Below are 17,302 nucleotides of genomic sequence, written 5' to 3'. Positions count from 1 at the left end.
AGTGCGTAATAGCTCACTGGTCGAGTGACTCTGCGCCGAAAATGTAACGGGGCTAAACACACCACCGAAGCTATGGCTTGATGCTTGCATCAGGGGTAGGGGAGCGTTGAATGCGGGTTGAAGGTGTACCGTAAGGAGCGCTGGACTGCATTCAAGTGAGAATGCCGGTATGAGTAACGAAAAGATCTGTGAGAATCAGATCCGCCGAAAGCCTAAGGGTTCCTGAGGAAGGTTCGTCCGCTCAGGGTAAGTCGGGACCTAAGGCGAGGCCGATAGGCGTAGTCGAAGGACAACAGGTCGAAATTCCTGTACCACCGTAATCCGTTATGAGCGATGGGGTGACGCAGTAGGGTAGTGACGCGGACTGATGGATGTCCGTCTAAGCAGTGAGGCTGGTGTGTAGGCAAATCCGCACATCGTAAGGCTGGGCTGTGATGGGGAGCGAAAATTGTAGTAGCGAAGGTCATGATCTCAGACTGCCAAGAAAAGCCTCTAGCCAGGAGAAGGTGCCCGTACCGCAAACCGACACAGGTAGGCGAGAAGAGAATTCTAAGGCGCGCGGAAGAACTCTCGTTAAGGAACTCGGCAAAATGACCCCGTAACTTCGGGAGAAGGGGTGCCTCGGTAGGGTGAATAGCCCGAGGGGGCCGCAGTGAAAAGGCCCAAGCGACTGTTTAGCAAAAACACAGGTCTGTGCGAAGCCGCAAGGCGAAGTATACGGGCTGACGCCTGCCCGGTGCTGGAAGGTTAAGGGGAGTGGTAAGCCTTCGGGCGAAGCTATGAACCGAAGCCCCAGTAAACGGCGGCCGTAACTATAACGGTCCTAAGGTAGCGAAATTCCTTGTCAGGTAAATTCTGACCCGCACGAATGGCGTAACGACTTGGGCGCTGTCTCAACGAGAGATCCGGTGAAATTTTAATACCTGTGAAGATGCAGGTTACCCGCGACAAGACGGAAAGACCCCATGGAGCTTTACTGCAGCTTGATATTGAATTTGGGTACGATCTGTACAGGATAGGTGGGAGCCGTTGAGCCTTGAGCGCCAGCTTGAGGGGAGGCATCCTTGGGATACCACCCTGATCGTATCTAGGTTCTAACTTGGTACCGTAATCCGGTACGAGGACAGTGTCAGGTGGGCAGTTTGACTGGGGCGGTCGCCTCCTAAAGAGTAACGGAGGCGCCCCAAGGTTCCCTCAGAATGGTTGGAAATCATTCGAAGAGTGCAAAGGCAGAAGGGAGCTTGACTGCGAGACCTACAAGTCGAGCAGGGACGAAAGTCGGGCTTAGTGATCCGGTGGTACCGCATGGAAGGGCCATCGCTCAACGGATAAAAGCTACCCTGGGGATAACAGGCTTATCTCCCCCAAGAGTCCACATCGACGGGGAGGTTTGGCACCTCGATGTCGGCTCATCGCATCCTGGGGCTGAAGTAGGTCCCAAGGGTTGGGCTGTTCGCCCATTAAAGCGGTACGCGAGCTGGGTTCAGAACGTCGTGAGACAGTTCGGTCCCTATCTGTCGTGGGCGTAGGAAATTTGAGAGGAGCTGTCCTTAGTACGAGAGGACCGGGATGGACGTACCGCTGGTGTACCAGTTGTTCCGCCAGGAGCACCGCTGGGTAGCTATGTACGGAAGGGATAAGCGCTGAAAGCATCTAAGCGTGAAGCCCCCCTCAAGATGAGATTTCCCAGTATGTAAGACCCCTTGAAGACGACGAGGTAGATAGGTTGGGGGTGGAAGTGCAGTAATGCATGGAGCTGACCAATACTAATCGGTCGAGGGCTTATCCTAAAGAATAAAACGCAAATGAGTTTCGGATCCAGTTTTCAGGGTGTAACCTTGAACGTATGTACAAGTGACATACGACAAGCGCATGGCTATTCATTCACACGATAAGTGATGAACCGAATAACCATACGGAAGAATTTGCATAGCAAATTCATGTTTGGTGGCGATAGCGGAGGGGTTCCACACGTATCCATCCCGAACACGACCGTTAAGCCCTCCAGCGCCGATGGTACTTGGACCGCAGGGTCCTGGGAGAGTAGGACGTCGCCAAGCAAAAGTAAAAAGGATGATAATCTCAATGAGATTATCATCCTTTTTTTATGCGTTTTTAGATGGCCACCTGCTTCTAAGGTTGACAGAGAGAATGGGGTTTGCCACACTCTAAGTGTGTAATCTTTTTTATGGATGTCCAAGTATACGAGCGAGGTGATGAAGATATGGAGATCAGACAATTACAACGTGAGGAATTTGAAGCGGCTATTGAATTATCTCAATATGCTTTTCAGTTTACAATGTCCCTAGAGGATCTGGAAAAAGCCAAGAAGAAATTCAAACCAGAGCAAACATGGGGAATATTCGATGGACATGACTTAAATGCTAAACTGACTTTGTTACCGCTTCAGGTATACATAAACGGTCAGGTTTTTGATATGGGGGGCATTGCTGGTGTGGCAACGTGGCCAGAAAAGCGTCGAGGAGGCATGGTATCACGTTTATTGACGCATGCACTTGAAGAGATGAAGTCTGCGGGACAAAGCCTTTCTTTTTTGCATCCATTCTCCTTTGCCTTCTATCGTAAATTTGGATGGGAAACGTATACAGAGTACAAAAAATACGTCATTCCCATTGATAAATTCCCTGCAAAGCTTAAAACAGAAGGTACAGTCAAACGCGATATCAAGGATATTTCAGAACTGGACCAAGTGTATCAAGCGTATGCATCTCGTTATAATGGCACGCTGGTACGAGATAAGGAATGGTGGCAAGAGCGGATTTTAAATGAGAACTATCGAACTGCGGTATATTACTCAGAAACAGGCGATCCTCAAGGATATGCACTATATAAAATTGAAGATAAACAGTTGAATTGTGATGAGTTGATTTATGAAAATGAGACGGCTCGTCGGGCTTTATGGACTTATTTTGCAAATCATGACTCAATGATAACCCAAGGTAAATTTATTTACGTTCCAGTAGATGACAATTTGCCATTTTTACTTGATGATCCTCGAATTCAACAGGAAACTGTGCCTTATTTTATGGGGCGTATTGTGGATGCAGCTGCGTTTGTAGAAAGATTCCCTTTTGAGCAGATTGGAGAGGAAACAAGTTTAACCTTAAATCTGACTGATCGGTATGCTCCATGGAATGAAGGAGTATGGAGATTAACGATTACGACGAAAGGGCAAGGGTGTCTGGAGAGAGTGAACAAAAGCATTTCATCTGAAAATGCCATAGTAGTTGACTTGAAACTTGGGATTCAGTCACTAACGACTCTGATGCTTGGCTACCAGCAGGTTGATGACCTGTGTAAATGGGGGCGTATTGAAGGTAGCAGTGAGGATGTGTCTGCCCTTAAACGCGTAATACCAGTAAAACAAACATTCTTATTGGATTTTTTCTGATGTAGGTCTATTTAGATCTTCTAAGCTCATCTTTTAGAGAATATAACTTTTGTGGTTATCATTATCTTCAAAGCTCTTTCTGTAATGGGAAGAGTTTTTTTATGGTATTGTATAAAACATAATTAGATTGCGAAAAATGGTATTGACCCCTTGGCAAAAATGAATAATGTGCTATAATGTGAATATAGTCAAAGAAAGTCAAAGTCAATCAAACCTAGTGTGATTCTGTAGAAGTATTATGCTGATGGATTGGCCGTATGAAGTAATTTCGATAGCCAAGAAGCAAACGAGGATTGAAATGATTTGCGTATAGTTAGGAGCTGACTCTTATGAACGTAAGAGAAGTGTATGATTAATCGCAAATAAAGGCCACACTAGAGACAAAACGGTACAATTCCAATGGATGTAGAACAGGCACTAGCCTCAATACAGCTTAGATTCGTGACTTTACCGTTTGGTTAAGTTCAATATACGGCGGACTCTGTGGAGCGTGAAATGTACTTGAATACTTGCGTTTCCGTTAGTGGAGGATGATGAAATGCGCAATGTTTCCGATATTATTGAACAATATTTGAAGAGTATATTGCTGGAAAGTCCCCAAGGTTTAGTGGAGATTCAGCGTAATGATCTGGCTGACCGCTTTTCCTGCGTGCCGTCGCAAATTAATTATGTAATTAGCACCCGGTTTACGCTGGAAAAAGGCTATGTGGTGGAAAGTAAACGCGGTGGTGGGGGCTACATTCGTATTCAGCGAATTCAGCTACCTGCACAGCATGCCATCCATACACATCTTCATCAGAGCATCGGGGAGGAAATTAGCCAATCGGCAGCAGAAGGACTGATTTATCAGTTAGAGGAAGCCCATTTTTTAAGCAAAAGGGAAGCTAATCTAATGAAGGCTGCTTTATCGAGGGATACATTATTACTGAAGCTTCCCTATCGTGATCAACTGCGAGCAAGATTGCTTAAGGCTATGCTGATCTCATTGCTGGCGACCAAATAATGTGTGAATAGAGACTAACGTTTTGGATGCAGGGATAGGTATAAATCCTGACATTGAAGGAGGTGCTTTTATGCTGTGCCAAGAATGTAATATGCGGCCGGCAACTTTGCATTTCACCAAAATTGTGAATGGCGAAAAGACAGAGTTTCATATTTGTGAGACGTGTGCGAAGGAAAAAGGGGAGATGATCCCTGGAACACCTAACGGCTTTTCAATTCATAGCTTGTTGTCGGGGATGTTGGATTTTGACTCCAGTACAAAGAGCCAGTCTCCAGGCCACAGTGGTCCGCAGAACCTGCAATGCAAGGATTGTGGCATGACCTATGCACAGTTTAGTAAGCTGGGACGTTTCGGATGCCCGTCGTGCTATCAATATTTTGATAATCGTCTGGACCCTCTGTTCAAGCGTGTGCATGGCAGTACGAATCATGTTGGTAAAGTTCCGGTTCGCACTGGTGGCCGACTGAAGGTTAAACGGCAAATTGACGATTTGAAAAAAGAGATGCAACAGTATATTGTACAGGAAGAATTTGAATCAGCTGCTGAGCTTAGGGATCAAATCAGAGAGCTTGAAAAAGAAATGACTGAAGAGTAAAGTTTGTGAAGAGTAGGAGGGATGCGTAATGCCCAATATTCGGTTTACGGAGAAGCCGCTAAGTGACTGGATGCGTGGTGATGCTGCGGATTCGGAGATTGTCATTAGCAGCCGGGTGAGAATTGCGCGTAACTTGCAGCATCTGCCTTTTCCCATGCTTGCTACCAATCAGCAGTCGGAAGAAGTACTTCAACGCTTGACGGATATCCTTCAGTATGATGATTTAGGCGGTTTTGGTACTTTTCATACGTTGAAAATATCCGAGTTGGATGAGATCGACAAGCAGGTGCTGGTTGAGAAGCATTTGATTAGTCCTAATTTGGCGAACGAATCTCGTAACGGTGCTGTCTTAATTAGCGATGATGAATCGGTTAGTGTTATGATAAACGAAGAGGATCATCTGCGTATCCAGTGCTTATATCCGGGATGTCAGGTTAGAGAAGCTTGGGAACGCGCTATGGTTATTGATGATGCATTTGAAGCGCATGTTGATTATGCATTTGATGATCGGAGAGGTTTTCTAACCAGTTGTCCGACGAATGTCGGCACAGGTATGAGAGCTTCGGTGATGATGCATTTGCCCGCATTAGTCATGACTCATCAAATCAATCGTATATTGTCTGCTGTTTCACAGGTAGGTCTTACAGTTCGTGGCATTTATGGTGAAGGCAGCGAAGCGGTCGGAAATTTGTTTCAGGTGTCTAATCAGATTACACTGGGACAAACCGAAGCGGAGATTATTGAGAATCTACATGGCGTGGTGCTGCAAATTATAGAGCACGAGCGTTCTGCCAGAGAAAGGCTAATGAATGAATCTATGCTGCGAATTACAGATCGGGTGATGCGTTCATTCGGTATTTTGTCGTATGCAGCAGTATTGGATTCCAAGGAGGCTGCACAGCGGCTGTCCGATGTACGTCTTGGCGTAGATTTGGGGATTTTGGAGCGTCCTTCCACCGCAGCGATGAATGAGCTGAATGTGATGACACAACCCGGGTTCCTGCAAAAAAGCTTTGGGGATAAAATGAATACCGAAGAGCGCGATATGTACCGGGCGAAGCTGATCCGGCAAAAATTAGGCACAACCCTTTAATATATAGAATGATCTGAAATACACACTGTGGAGGTGCAGGATATATGATGTTTGGAAGATTTACGGAACGTGCACAGAAAGTGCTTGCTTTGGCTCAGGAAGAAGCTGTTCGATTGGGACACAACAACATTGGCACAGAACACATTTTGCTAGGCCTCATTCGTGAAGGTGAAGGAATAGCAGCGAAAGCCTTAATTGGTTTGGGCCTGGGACTGGAAAAAATCCAGGATGAAGTGGAAACGCTGATTGGACGCGGTCAAGAGCAACCGACGAACATTGCCTATACTCCACGTGCCAAAAAAGTCATCGAACTGTCTATGGATGAAGCCCGCAAACTGGGCCATACGTATGTAGGTACAGAGCATATTTTGCTTGGTCTTATTCGTGAAGGCGAAGGCGTAGCAGCACGTGTACTGAATAACCTGGGCATCAGTCTGAACAAAGCGCGTCAGCAAGTGCTTCAATTGCTCGGCAGCAGCGAGGCTGTTTCCAGCCATCACGGTGCTCCAGCTAATGTCAGCACGCCAACTCTTGACAGTCTGGCACGCGACCTGACGGCATCTGCGAAGGAAAACAACTTGGACCCTGTTATTGGGCGTAGCAAGGAAATTGAACGCGTAATTCAGGTGCTCAGCCGCCGTACAAAGAACAACCCGGTTCTGATCGGAGAGCCTGGGGTAGGTAAAACGGCGATTGCCGAAGGATTGGCACAAAAAATCATAGCGAATGAGATTCCCGAAACGTTGCGTGACAAGCGCGTAATGACACTGGATATGGGCTCTGTGGTAGCAGGCACCAAGTATCGTGGTGAATTCGAGGATCGTTTGAAAAAAATTATGGACGAGATTCGCCAAGCGGGAAATATCGTGTTGTTCATTGATGAGCTGCATACGTTGATTGGTGCTGGTGGAGCGGAAGGCGCAATTGATGCATCCAACATCCTGAAACCTGCTCTGGCACGTGGCGAGCTACAATGCATCGGTGCGACCACGCTGGATGAATACCGCAAATATATTGAAAAAGATGCTGCCTTGGAGCGTCGTTTTCAACCAATTACAGTGGATCAACCTTCTCCAGAAGAGGCGATTCAAATATTGTATGGCCTGCGTGACCGTTACGAAGCGCATCACCGTGTAAAGATCACAGATGAGGCTATCGAAGCGGCTGTAAAATTGTCAGATCGTTATATCACTGATCGCTTCCTGCCAGATAAGGCTATTGACCTTATTGATGAAGCGGGCTCCAAAGTAAGGCTGAATTCTTACACTGTACCGCCAAACCTGAAACAGCTGGAAAACCGTCTGGAAGATATCCGTAAGGAAAAGGATTCAGCGGTACAAAGTCAGGAGTTTGAAAAAGCGGCAGCGCTGCGTGATACAGAGCAAAAAATCCGTGAAGAGCTAGACGTGACGAAAAACCAATGGAAAGAACAACAGGGTCGTACAGATTCTGAAGTTACACCAGAGGATATTGCTCAGGTCGTTGCAATCTGGACAGGTGTTCCAGTCAGCAAGCTGAAAGAGGAAGAAACACACCGCTTGTTGAATATGGAAGAGTTGCTGCATGAGCGGGTAATTGGACAGGACGAAGCAGTTAAGGCAGTGAGCCGGGCGATTCGCCGGGCACGTGCCGGACTGAAAGATCCGAAGCGTCCAATTGGGTCCTTTATTTTCCTCGGTCCAACTGGGGTTGGTAAAACAGAGTTGGCACGCGCCTTGGCTGAATCCATGTTTGGAGATGAAAATGCGGTTATCCGTATTGATATGTCCGAATATATGGAGAAACATTCCACGTCTCGTCTGGTAGGAGCGCCTCCAGGGTACGTTGGATATGAGGAAGGCGGCCAACTGACTGAGAAGGTACGTCGTAAACCATACTCTGTTGTGTTGCTGGATGAAATTGAAAAGGCACACCCAGAAGTATTCAATATTCTTCTGCAAGTGCTGGAAGATGGTCGTCTAACAGATTCCAAAGGTCGTGTCGTCGATTTCCGTAACACACTCATCATCCTAACATCTAATGTTGGTGCACAGGCGATTAAACGTAACTCCACGCTTGGTTTTACAGCTGTAGTGGACGCTGGGGCGGATTACGATAATATGAAGGGCAAAGTGATGGATGAATTGAAGAAAAGCTTCCGTCCTGAGTTCTTGAACCGGATTGATGAAATTATCGTTTTCCATTCTCTCGAAGAAAAACATATTGCCGAAATTGTGTCACTCATGTCTGAAGAGCTGCGTAAGCGCCTGAATGAGTATGAGGTGGACTTCGAGTTGACAGACAACGCTAAAAAGTTCCTTGCCAAGGAAGGCTTTGATCCAGCGTATGGTGCGCGTCCATTGCGTCGTGCAATCCAGAAGCATATTGAAGATCGCCTGTCCGAGGAATTGTTGACTGGCAACATTACTAAAGGTGACTCTCTCTTCATTGACGAGGAGAACGGTGCACTGACTGTAACCAAAAAGGATAATGTATCTGCCAAGTCCTAAAGCAGTTTACTAAATAAACAGTAGAAAAGGGTGTCTCGCAGGCTGGAAAGCTATTGCGAAGGCACCCTTTTTGTGTATGAAACACGGTCAAAAGGTTGGGTAAATGCTTTGGGAAAGTTTGTGATATTGCTTTACGTCCGCCAAGCTTCAATGGTAAACTTTTATTGTTACGGCTCTTTCTGGGCTGTATGAATATAAATTTGACATCATCGTCGTCAATAAGGAGCCAGGGAACAAAGTATGGCTAAAGTGAAAACTAAATTTTCCTGTACGGAATGTGGTTATGAATCGCCTAAATGGTACGGAAAATGTCCTGGATGCCAGGCATGGAATTCCATGGTCGAAGAAACGGAAAGCGTTGTAAAAACTCAAGGAATGGGGTCTTCCCTTCTTACTCATAGTACAAAAGACAAGCCACTCCCTATTATAGAGGTGGAGAGTGGCAAAGAAACACGAATTTTGACGGGAATTGGCGAATTGAATCGAGTACTCGGTGGAGGTGTGGTGCCGGGTTCACTCGTTTTGGTGGGCGGTGATCCGGGAATCGGTAAATCTACGCTTATGCTGCAAACATCTAATGAGCTAGCTTTAACTGGTTTAAAGGTGCTGTACGTGTCTGGTGAGGAATCTGTCCGTCAAACGAAACTACGTGCAGATCGACTCGGTGCCTTGTCCCCTAGCCTATACGTATTATGTGAGACGAATTTGGAGACGATTGAAGAAGCAGTGGACAGCTTGAAGCCAGAGTTTTTGGTCATCGACTCGATACAGACTGTATATTTGCCTGAGGTGACGAGTGCACCAGGTAGTGTGGCTCAAGTGCGGGAGTGTACTTCACGCTTTATGAGAATTGCCAAGGGGCTAGGTATTGCTACGGTATTGGTAGGGCATGTGACCAAGGAAGGGGCCATTGCAGGTCCGCGTTTGTTGGAACATATGGTTGATTGTGTGCTTTATTTTGAAGGAGAGCGTCACCATACGTATCGGCTTTTGCGTGCAGTTAAAAACCGTTTCGGTTCTACAAATGAAATTGGTATTTTTGAAATGGCTGAAAGCGGTTTGCGTGAGGTGTCAAATCCTTCTGAACTTTTCCTGTCTGAACGGCCACTGGGAGTGGCGGGTTCTACTGTTGTAGCCAGTATGGAAGGAACCCGACCCGTATTGGTTGAACTGCAAGCATTGATTGCAGCTACGCATTTTCCATCTCCACGCCGAATGGGCACAGGAGTCGACCATCATCGAATGGGATTAATCATAGCCGTACTAGAAAAGCGGATGGGCATGTTTTTGCAAAACCAGGACGCTTATCTCAACGTAGCCGGAGGCGTGAAGCTGGATGAACCGGCGGTGGATTTGGCTATAGCTGTGAGCATTGCTTCCAGCTTTAGGGATGCTCCTACAAAGCCGTACGATGTGATTTTTGGCGAGGTGGGACTGACAGGTGAGGTGCGTGCGGTATCCCGAGCAGAACAGCGAGTACGGGAAGCGGAGAAACTAGGTTTCAAACGGGTGATCATGCCGGAGAAAAGCTTGAAGGGCTGGACACATCCGAAAGGGATACAAATTATAGGAGTAGGAACGGTGGCAGATGCACTGGCAGCCGCATTAGATTAGGGGGCATTGAGAATGAAAGAAGCGAGCCAACTGGATAAAATGAACGATTTGCTGCGGCTTGTGGCACCGGGAACTCCCTTTCGCGACGGGTTGGAAAACGTTTTGCGTGCCAAAACGGGTGCTCTTCTGGTCGTTGGCTATAGCCCAGAAGTTATGGAAGTCGTGGATGGCGGTTTCTCCATTAATTGTGATTTTTCGCCGAACTATTTGTATGAGTTGGCTAAAATGGACGGCGCAATCATATTGAGCGAGGATTTAAAACGAATTTTATATGCTAATACACAACTGATTCCTGACTCCTCGATTTCGTCGATTGAAACAGGAATTCGGCACCGGACAGCAGAACGAGTTGCAAAGCAAACTGGCAAGCTAGTGGTGTCTATTTCCCAGCGGCGTAATATTATTACCTTGTATCAGGGGACATTACGGTATGCGCTCAAGGAAATCGGGGTTATTTTAACGAAAGCCAATCAGGCTATTCAGACGTTAGAAAAATATAGATCCGTGTTGGGGCAAGCCTCTACGAATTTGACAGCATCTGAATTTGAAGAGCTGGTTACCATGCCGGAGGTCGTTAATGTCATCCAACGGATCGAAATGGTGCTGCGCATCAAAATGGAAATCAAACGATTTATTAATGAGCTCGGAAATGAGGGCCGTCTGATAAGTATGCAGATGGAAGAGCTTGTCAGCAATATTGAGGAAGAAGCATGGTTGCTGTATAAGGATTATGCCAAAGACGATAGCGACGAAAAGATTCGTGAAATTATATTGGGACTCAAACGTTCTACGGACGATGAATTGTTGGATGTGAATCATATTGTACGTCTACTAGGCTACCCTTCTTCAGCTGCGACATCAGAGGAATATATTGCTGCACGCGGCTATCGGGTACTGAACAAGATACCGCGTTTGCCGAATGTGATTATTCATAATCTGGTAGAGCGGTTTGGACGTTTTCCACATGTCATCACAGCAACGATAGAAGAACTGGATGAAGTGGATGGTATTGGAGAGGTTCGTGCGCGTACGATTAAAGAAGGTCTTAAACGTTTGCAGGAACAAGTTTTCATTGACAGGCAAATGTAAATGTAATACAGTGAAAGGATTATAATGGAACAATTCATACATTGAGGTGAAGAGATGATTACCAAATCAATTCCGAACATGTGTACCTTAGGTAACTTGTTTCTCGGAATGATCGCCATTTTATTGGCTGTAGACGGAAAATACAGTCTTGCCGCTATTATGGTTATTGTCGCCATGTTGTTGGACGGACTGGATGGAAGAATGGCCCGGGTCCTGAATGCCCAAAGCGAATTCGGTAAAGAACTGGACTCCTTATCAGATATGATATCTTTTGGTGTTGCTCCCGCAGTTATTATGTACATGGTTGCTTTTCAAGATGCGAATTCGGCTCTCGCTTGGACGGTTACTGCCATTTTCCCAATGTGCGGAGCGTTGCGTTTGGCTCGCTTTAACGTACGGCCTGGTGTACCAGGTTATTTTACGGGTTTGCCAATTCCGGCAGCGGGTGGCGTATTAGCCACTTTGTCCTTATTCCATAACGACATTTCATTGTTATACATGTCGATTGCCATGTTGCTGGTCTCTTATTTGATGGTCAGCTCCATGAAATACCCAAATTTTAAGAAGGTTGGCCTTCCCAAAAAAGCGATCTGGGTTGCTCCATGGGTCGTAATTGCAGCGGTGGTGTTAGCTGTTAAATTCCCTGACCAGCTGTCGAAGCTGATTTTTGTACCGCTGGTGCTGTATGCATTGTATGGTATGAAGCTGAACATTCGTAAGCTGTCACGCAGACGTGGACGTGATCGGGAGCGTTCCAGTCAGGAAGAACAGGATGATCAATATCGTCATTCACAGCGGTAGTATCAAGCAAGAACAAGAAGTAGCATTTATTTCCTTGAGACATTTCGGGGAAATAAATGCTTTTTTTTATGCATAAAAAGTGAAAACACAGGGTTAGTTATGTGGGAAATGGATCATACTGGTAATAGAAATGCTATGTTTCCAATAATAGCAGGCTATATGAAAAGAAAATAAAAGGAGGTATAGAGACTCAATGTGGAGAAAGGCTATTTTAACTTTTACAGGATTGTGCGGAGCATGGTTTGGCTATACGTTATACCAGCGGGTAGGAGGCATTGTATCGTGGATGCCACAATGGTTGAGTGATGGGTCTTTGCCGGGAATGTTTGTTTGGATGATGGCGGGAGCAGTACTATTTATGGCAGGTTGCTCATTCGCAGGGGCATCCGTGGCGAATCGGTTGCAGCAGGGCATTGAAGGCTTGGTACGAATTCCGATGAACGAGATGATGGCAGGTGTGATTGGTTTAGCGGTGGGATTGATACTTTCCTTAGCAGTTTACCCGCTTTTTTCATGGTTGGGGGCCCCGGGTCAACTTATCCAGACGGCTGTTACCGTGATATGTGGATATGTGGGATTGATGGTTGGGCTAGAAAAGCGAGACGAGCTGTCATCCTTTTGGAGTTCTGGTTTTTTTGGTCGGGGAACGGGTGCAGAAGAACGCAAGCTGGAGGAACATAAAATATTGGACACCAGCGTCATTATAGATGGGCGTATTGCGGATATCTGCAAGACAGGTTTTATTGAAGGAACGATTGTGATTCCTGAATTTGTGCTGGAGGAGCTTCAGCATATTGCAGATTCATCAGATTTACTTAAGCGTAATCGTGGACGGCGAGGTCTGGATATTTTGAATAAAATCCAAAAAGAGCTGGATGTGAATGTGCTCATTTACGAAGGTGATTTTGAGGAAATTTCAGAGGTCGACAGTAAGTTGGTCAAGCTGGCAAAGGTATTGCAGGGTAAAGTTGTAACTAACGATTTTAACCTGAATAAAGTTTGCGAACTGCAAGGTGTATCAGTGCTGAACATTAACGATTTGGCGAATGCAGTGAAGCCTGTTGTACTGCCCGGCGAGGAAATTATGGTGCAGATTATTAAAGACGGCAAGGAGCATGGGCAGGGTGTAGCCTATCTGGATGATGGTACGATGATTGTTGTGGAAGGCGGACGTGACTATATTGGCTCTCTGATGGAGGTACTGGTCACGAGTGTACTTCAGACCTCGGCCGGACGTATGATCTTTGCCAAACCGAAATTATTGGAAAAAGCTCAATAAACGCGGTATGATGAAGTAGATGTGTTATCATACGGATCGTCCAAGTGCGATCAGGGCAGGAGTTATTTGAATGAACAATCGGGTAGGAGTTGTCATTGTGGCAGCAGGGCGCGGCTCCCGTATGGGGACGCAGGAGAGCAAGCAATTTCTGCTTTTGCGGGACAAGCCCATCTTCATACATACACTTGAAATATTCGCAGCTATGCCCGAAGTGGATGAAATGGTGATGGTGACTGGGACAGGAGATGTGGAACGCTGCCGAGATTGGATTCATCAATTCAAAATCGGTAAAAATGTACGGGTGGTGGCTGGTGGCAGTGAACGCCAGCATTCGGTTTATCGCGGTCTGCGCCACTTGCAAGCGGATTGGGTGATGGTGCATGATGGTGTGCGTCCACTCATTCAACCTGAGCTTGTACGTTCATGCCTTGAAGCAGCCCAGCGTACTGGTGCTTCTGTAGCGGCAGTACCTGTAAAGGATACGGTCAAGCAAGTGAACGGGGATGGTATCATTACAGCAACGCCGGATCGCCGAAGTCTGTGGAGTATTCAAACGCCACAGACTTTTCGTCTTTCCGATCTGCTGCGAGCCTATGAGGAAGCGGAGCAGGCAGGATTTTTGGGGACAGATGATTCTATGCTGGTGGAGCGGCTAGGCATTCCGGTTACTGTCGTTCACGGCAGCTACAAGAACATCAAAATTACTACGCCTGAGGATTTGGATATGGCGGCGCTATGGGTAAAAACAGAGGGAGAGGATATCAAATGATCAGAGTGGGACAAGGATTTGACGTCCACCAGCTGGTGGAAGGAAGGCCATGTATCATCGGAGGTGTGAATATTCCGTATGAAAAAGGTTTGTTGGGCCATTCCGATGCAGACGTGCTGCTGCATGCCATTAGCGATGCTATCCTGGGAGCGCTTGGATTGGGAGACATCGGGAAGCATTTTCCGGATAACGACCCAGAATTTAAGGATGCCGACAGTCTTAAGCTACTGGAGCATGTGTGGGGGCTAGCTAAAGAGCGAGGATATCGCTTGGGGAATATTGATTCTACGATTATCGCACAAAAACCCAAAATGGCATCGTATATTCCGCAGATGAATGAAGTCATCGCTCGGGCGCTGGAAGCAGAGGACCTATCCCAGGTGAACGTCAAGGCGACCACGACAGAGCAACTCGGGTTTCCCGGACGGGGTGAAGGAATTGCGGCTCAATCGGTTGTCTGTCTTATCAAGTAAATGCTATCATCTTGAGTAATTCAATTTGGAGGGGATTATATGAGCACGGAAGTTCGTGTACGCTATGCACCAAGCCCTACAGGGCATCTGCACATTGGAAATGCCAGAACGGCATTATTTAATTATTTGTTTGCCCGCAATCAAGGTGGAAAATTTATTATTCGTATCGAAGACACAGATGTGAAACGCAATATTGAGGGCGGAGAAGAGAGCCAACTTAAATATTTGAAATGGTTGGGTATGGACTGGGATGAGAGCGTAGACGTGGGGGGCGAGTTTGGACCTTACCGTCAGACTGAACGCTTAGACATATATAAAACATACTGGCAGGATTTGCTGGATCGTGGTTTGGCTTACCGCTGTTACTGCACTGAAGAAGAGCTGGAGCGCGAGCGTGAAGAGCAGACGGAACGTGGGGAGACACCACGCTATTCTGGAAAACATCGTGATCTAACAGAAGAACAGTGCCAGGCATTTGAAGCAGAGGGCCGTGTACCAAGTATTCGTTTTCGTGTACCGGAAGATCGTGAATATACGTTTGACGATATCGTAAAAGGTCAAATTACGTTCAATTCCAAGGAAAGCGGCGATTTTGTAATCGTCAAAAAGGACGGTATTCCGACATATAACTTCGCTGTAGCGGTTGACGATTATTTGATGAAAATATCGCATGTATTACGGGGCGAAGACCATGTTTCTAATACACCGCGGCAGTTGATGATCTTTGAAGCTCTCGGCTGGGAGCCGCCACGCTTCGGTCATATGACGCTGATTGTAGGCGAGGATCACAAAAAGCTCAGTAAACGTAACGAATCCATTATTCAGTTCATGGAGCAGTATGACAAGTTGGGCTATTTGCCAGAAGCTATATTCAACTTCATTGCACTGCTGGGTTGGTCCCCGGAAGGCGAAGAAGAGATCTATGATCGGGAACAACTGATTTCGATTTTTGATCCTAATCGTTTGTCCAAAAGTCCAGCTGTGTTTGATACAAATAAGCTTGCTTACCTGAACAATCACTATATTAAAAAGGCTGATCCTGAGCGAATTGCCAGCATGGCGATTCCACATCTCCAGACAGCGGGGTTGTTGCCGACTGAACTGTCTGCGGAACAACTGGATTGGGCTAAGGCCCTTGTTCGCTTATACCAGGAACAGATGACATCTGCGTCCGATATTGTAACGTTGTCTGAGTTGTTTTTCCGTTCACATCTGGTACTGGATGCTGAAGCAGCAGCTGTATTGGCCGAAGAGCAGGTTCCTGAGGTACTTAGAGCTTTTGCAGGTAAAGTTGAAACGAGTGAGGAATTTACAGCTCCACAAATGGCTAAGCTGATCAAAGAAGTTCAAAAGGAAACCGGTTTTAAGGGAAAACAATTATTCATGCCGATTCGTGTGGCTCTTACAGGCCAAACGCATGGACGGGATCTGAATGAAACTATCTTTTTGCTTGGACGTGACAAGGTACTGGATCGTCTCAAGGCACAAATTAAAGGCTGATATTTCTTGTCAATTTGTTGTCTTTTCGCTATAATGACTCCATTGATACGGATTGATATTTACGTGTAAAGGCTGCGAACAGGAGAAGTACACTGCATAAGGGCATCTGCCAGAGAGGACGGTCGAGGGGAAACCCCAGGCTGAGAGCCGTCCAGTTGACCTGCGGAGGAAATGCGCCTGGGAGCCGTGCGCCCGAACCCTCATTAGCGTCAAATGCTGATGTGACAAGGGCGTGCCGAGTCGTTCCCGTTACAGGACGCCAAAGACGGACTGCTCTGCTTTTTATGCAGCAGGTATGTTCGAAGCAGAGTGGGACCACGTTCATGCGTCTCTGCAGCTTAGGCTGCGGAGGCGCTTTTTCATTTTTATCAGACTCAGACTCGTTATAGATTGAAAAATGTCGAAGAGTGCTGATGGTATGCGAAAATTGGCGGAACGTGAAGTGTTGTGATGATGCGGCAAGGATATGAAGGGAATAAGGAGGGCGACATGTTCAGACATTTCAAATCCGACATTCAGACTGTTTTGGATAATGATCCGGCCGCCCGAAGTAAGCTGGAGGTCATTTTTACGTATTCCGGCGTTCATGCCCTTTGGGCACACCGAATCGCACATTGGTTTTATTTGCGCAACTGGTGTACTCTAGCCCGTGTTATATCCCAGGTATCGAGGTTTATGACAGGTATTGAGATTCATCCTGGCGCTCGTATCGGAGATCGGCTGTTCATTGACCATGGCATGGGAGTTGTCATCGGTGAAACCTGTGAGATTGGTGACGATGTCGTATTGTATCAGGGGGTCACACTCGGCGGGACTGGGAAAGAGAAAGGGAAGCGCCATCCGACCATTGGGAATAATGTTGTTATCGGCTCGGGTGCGAAAATATTAGGCTCCTTCACGATTGGGGCACAGTCCAACATTGGCTCCAACTCGGTTGTGCTCAAAGAAGTTCCACCAAACAGTACGGTGGTGGGCATCCCAGGGCGAGTTGTAAGACAGGATGGTAGGCGTCCGGACCGACTTAGTCATCAATTGCCTGATCCGGTTGTGGACTCTATGCGAGAACTTCAACGGGAAATAGAACGTTTGCGTGCAGAAATGTCTGATTTGAAGGATGGGTCATCCGCTCAGAAACATCAGGTGATCCAAGAGAATAAATTAGAAAAATGATTTTCATGAGGGAGG

Annotated in this window: 13 protein-coding genes and 2 rRNA genes (1 of these 15 cut by a window edge); all 15 read left to right on the top strand. The window is 46.6% G+C overall.

The features are described from left to right. A 23S ribosomal RNA gene (locus NSQ68_RS22895) occupies nt 1-1,790 on the top strand; it begins 1,135 nt to the left of the window's first position. A 153-nt stretch (nt 1,791-1,943) separates the two neighbouring features. Beyond that, nucleotides 1,944-2,060, top strand: a 5S ribosomal RNA gene (gene rrf / locus NSQ68_RS22890). Nucleotides 2,061-2,224: 164 nt separating this feature from the next. Further along, nucleotides 2,225-3,412: a GNAT family N-acetyltransferase gene (locus NSQ68_RS22885; RefSeq protein WP_342427248.1), complete on the top strand. Its 1,188-nt coding sequence runs from the start codon at nt 2,225-2,227 to the stop codon at nt 3,410-3,412. Between the two features lie 538 nt (nt 3,413-3,950). Beyond that, on the top strand, nt 3,951-4,415 hold the full coding sequence (locus NSQ68_RS22880; RefSeq protein ID WP_013312188.1) for a CtsR family transcriptional regulator: 465 nt from the start codon (nt 3,951-3,953) through the stop codon (nt 4,413-4,415). Nucleotides 4,416-4,485: 70 nt separating this feature from the next. Beyond that, a complete protein-coding gene (locus tag NSQ68_RS22875) occupies nt 4,486-5,010 on the top strand; it encodes a UvrB/UvrC motif-containing protein (protein ID WP_342427247.1) in 525 nt (174 codons plus the stop codon). Nucleotides 5,011-5,038: 28 nt separating this feature from the next. Continuing rightward, nucleotides 5,039-6,103, top strand: a complete 1,065-nt coding sequence (locus NSQ68_RS22870) for a protein arginine kinase (RefSeq protein ID WP_307354363.1) — start codon at nt 5,039-5,041, stop codon at nt 6,101-6,103. A 44-nt stretch (nt 6,104-6,147) separates the two neighbouring features. Further along, nucleotides 6,148-8,592: an ATP-dependent protease ATP-binding subunit ClpC gene (gene clpC, locus NSQ68_RS22865; RefSeq protein ID WP_023990572.1), complete on the top strand. Its 2,445-nt coding sequence runs from the start codon at nt 6,148-6,150 to the stop codon at nt 8,590-8,592. Between the two features lie 240 nt (nt 8,593-8,832). Continuing rightward, a complete protein-coding gene (gene radA / locus NSQ68_RS22860) occupies nt 8,833-10,206 on the top strand; it encodes a DNA repair protein RadA (protein WP_013312184.1) in 1,374 nt (457 codons plus the stop codon). Nucleotides 10,207-10,218: 12 nt separating this feature from the next. After that, the gene (gene disA, locus NSQ68_RS22855) at nt 10,219-11,295 is read left to right on the top strand and encodes a DNA integrity scanning diadenylate cyclase DisA (protein ID WP_013312183.1); all 1,077 of its coding nucleotides are present in this window, start codon (nt 10,219-10,221) and stop codon (nt 11,293-11,295) included. Nucleotides 11,296-11,349: 54 nt separating this feature from the next. After that, nucleotides 11,350-12,096 carry a CDP-diacylglycerol--serine O-phosphatidyltransferase gene (gene pssA, locus NSQ68_RS22850; protein ID WP_342427246.1) on the top strand — a complete coding sequence of 249 codons (747 nt, stop codon included), beginning with the start codon at nt 11,350-11,352 and terminating at the stop codon, nt 12,094-12,096. Between the two features lie 193 nt (nt 12,097-12,289). Next, nucleotides 12,290-13,375: a PIN/TRAM domain-containing protein gene (locus NSQ68_RS22845; RefSeq protein ID WP_342427245.1), complete on the top strand. Its 1,086-nt coding sequence runs from the start codon at nt 12,290-12,292 to the stop codon at nt 13,373-13,375. Nucleotides 13,376-13,445: 70 nt separating this feature from the next. Further along, the gene (ispD, locus tag NSQ68_RS22840; protein WP_342427244.1) at nt 13,446-14,144 is read left to right on the top strand and encodes a 2-C-methyl-D-erythritol 4-phosphate cytidylyltransferase; all 699 of its coding nucleotides are present in this window, start codon (nt 13,446-13,448) and stop codon (nt 14,142-14,144) included. Beyond that, nucleotides 14,141-14,617: a 2-C-methyl-D-erythritol 2,4-cyclodiphosphate synthase gene (gene ispF / locus NSQ68_RS22835; RefSeq protein WP_307354359.1), complete on the top strand. Its 477-nt coding sequence runs from the start codon at nt 14,141-14,143 to the stop codon at nt 14,615-14,617. The genes ispD and ispF overlap by 4 nt, the downstream gene beginning before the upstream one ends. 39 nt (nt 14,618-14,656) lie before the next feature. Further along, nucleotides 14,657-16,117 carry a glutamate--tRNA ligase gene (gltX, locus tag NSQ68_RS22830; protein ID WP_307354358.1) on the top strand — a complete coding sequence of 487 codons (1,461 nt, stop codon included), beginning with the start codon at nt 14,657-14,659 and terminating at the stop codon, nt 16,115-16,117. A 489-nt stretch (nt 16,118-16,606) separates the two neighbouring features. After that, nucleotides 16,607-17,287, top strand: coding sequence for a serine O-acetyltransferase (gene cysE / locus NSQ68_RS22825; RefSeq protein WP_342427243.1), 681 nt, complete (start codon nt 16,607-16,609; stop codon nt 17,285-17,287). The last annotated feature ends 15 nt before the right edge of the window (nt 17,288-17,302 follow it).

This window comes from Paenibacillus sp. FSL L8-0158 (assembly GCF_038592965.1).
Lineage (GTDB): Bacteria > Bacillota > Bacilli > Paenibacillales > Paenibacillaceae > Paenibacillus > Paenibacillus polymyxa_D.
Note: the sequence above shows the minus strand (reverse complement) of the source record. Positions and strands in the feature narration are given on the sequence as shown.

What these genes read in the sequence shown, in the direction of transcription:
- NSQ68_RS22885 (WP_342427248.1), top strand. Translation starts at nt 2,225, where the DNA reads ATGGAGATCAGACAATTACAACGTGAGGAATTTGAAGCGGCTATTGAA.
- NSQ68_RS22880 (WP_013312188.1), top strand. Translation starts at nt 3,951, where the DNA reads ATGCGCAATGTTTCCGATATTATTGAACAATATTTGAAGAGTATATTG.
- NSQ68_RS22875 (WP_342427247.1), top strand. Translation starts at nt 4,486, where the DNA reads ATGCTGTGCCAAGAATGTAATATGCGGCCGGCAACTTTGCATTTCACC.
- NSQ68_RS22870 (WP_307354363.1), top strand. Translation starts at nt 5,039, where the DNA reads ATGCCCAATATTCGGTTTACGGAGAAGCCGCTAAGTGACTGGATGCGT.
- clpC (WP_023990572.1), top strand. Translation starts at nt 6,148, where the DNA reads ATGATGTTTGGAAGATTTACGGAACGTGCACAGAAAGTGCTTGCTTTG.
- radA (WP_013312184.1), top strand. Translation starts at nt 8,833, where the DNA reads ATGGCTAAAGTGAAAACTAAATTTTCCTGTACGGAATGTGGTTATGAA.
- disA (WP_013312183.1), top strand. Translation starts at nt 10,219, where the DNA reads ATGAAAGAAGCGAGCCAACTGGATAAAATGAACGATTTGCTGCGGCTT.
- pssA (WP_342427246.1), top strand. Translation starts at nt 11,350, where the DNA reads ATGATTACCAAATCAATTCCGAACATGTGTACCTTAGGTAACTTGTTT.
- NSQ68_RS22845 (WP_342427245.1), top strand. Translation starts at nt 12,290, where the DNA reads ATGTGGAGAAAGGCTATTTTAACTTTTACAGGATTGTGCGGAGCATGG.
- ispD (WP_342427244.1), top strand. Translation starts at nt 13,446, where the DNA reads ATGAACAATCGGGTAGGAGTTGTCATTGTGGCAGCAGGGCGCGGCTCC.
- ispF (WP_307354359.1), top strand. Translation starts at nt 14,141, where the DNA reads ATGATCAGAGTGGGACAAGGATTTGACGTCCACCAGCTGGTGGAAGGA.
- gltX (WP_307354358.1), top strand. Translation starts at nt 14,657, where the DNA reads ATGAGCACGGAAGTTCGTGTACGCTATGCACCAAGCCCTACAGGGCAT.
- cysE (WP_342427243.1), top strand. Translation starts at nt 16,607, where the DNA reads ATGTTCAGACATTTCAAATCCGACATTCAGACTGTTTTGGATAATGAT.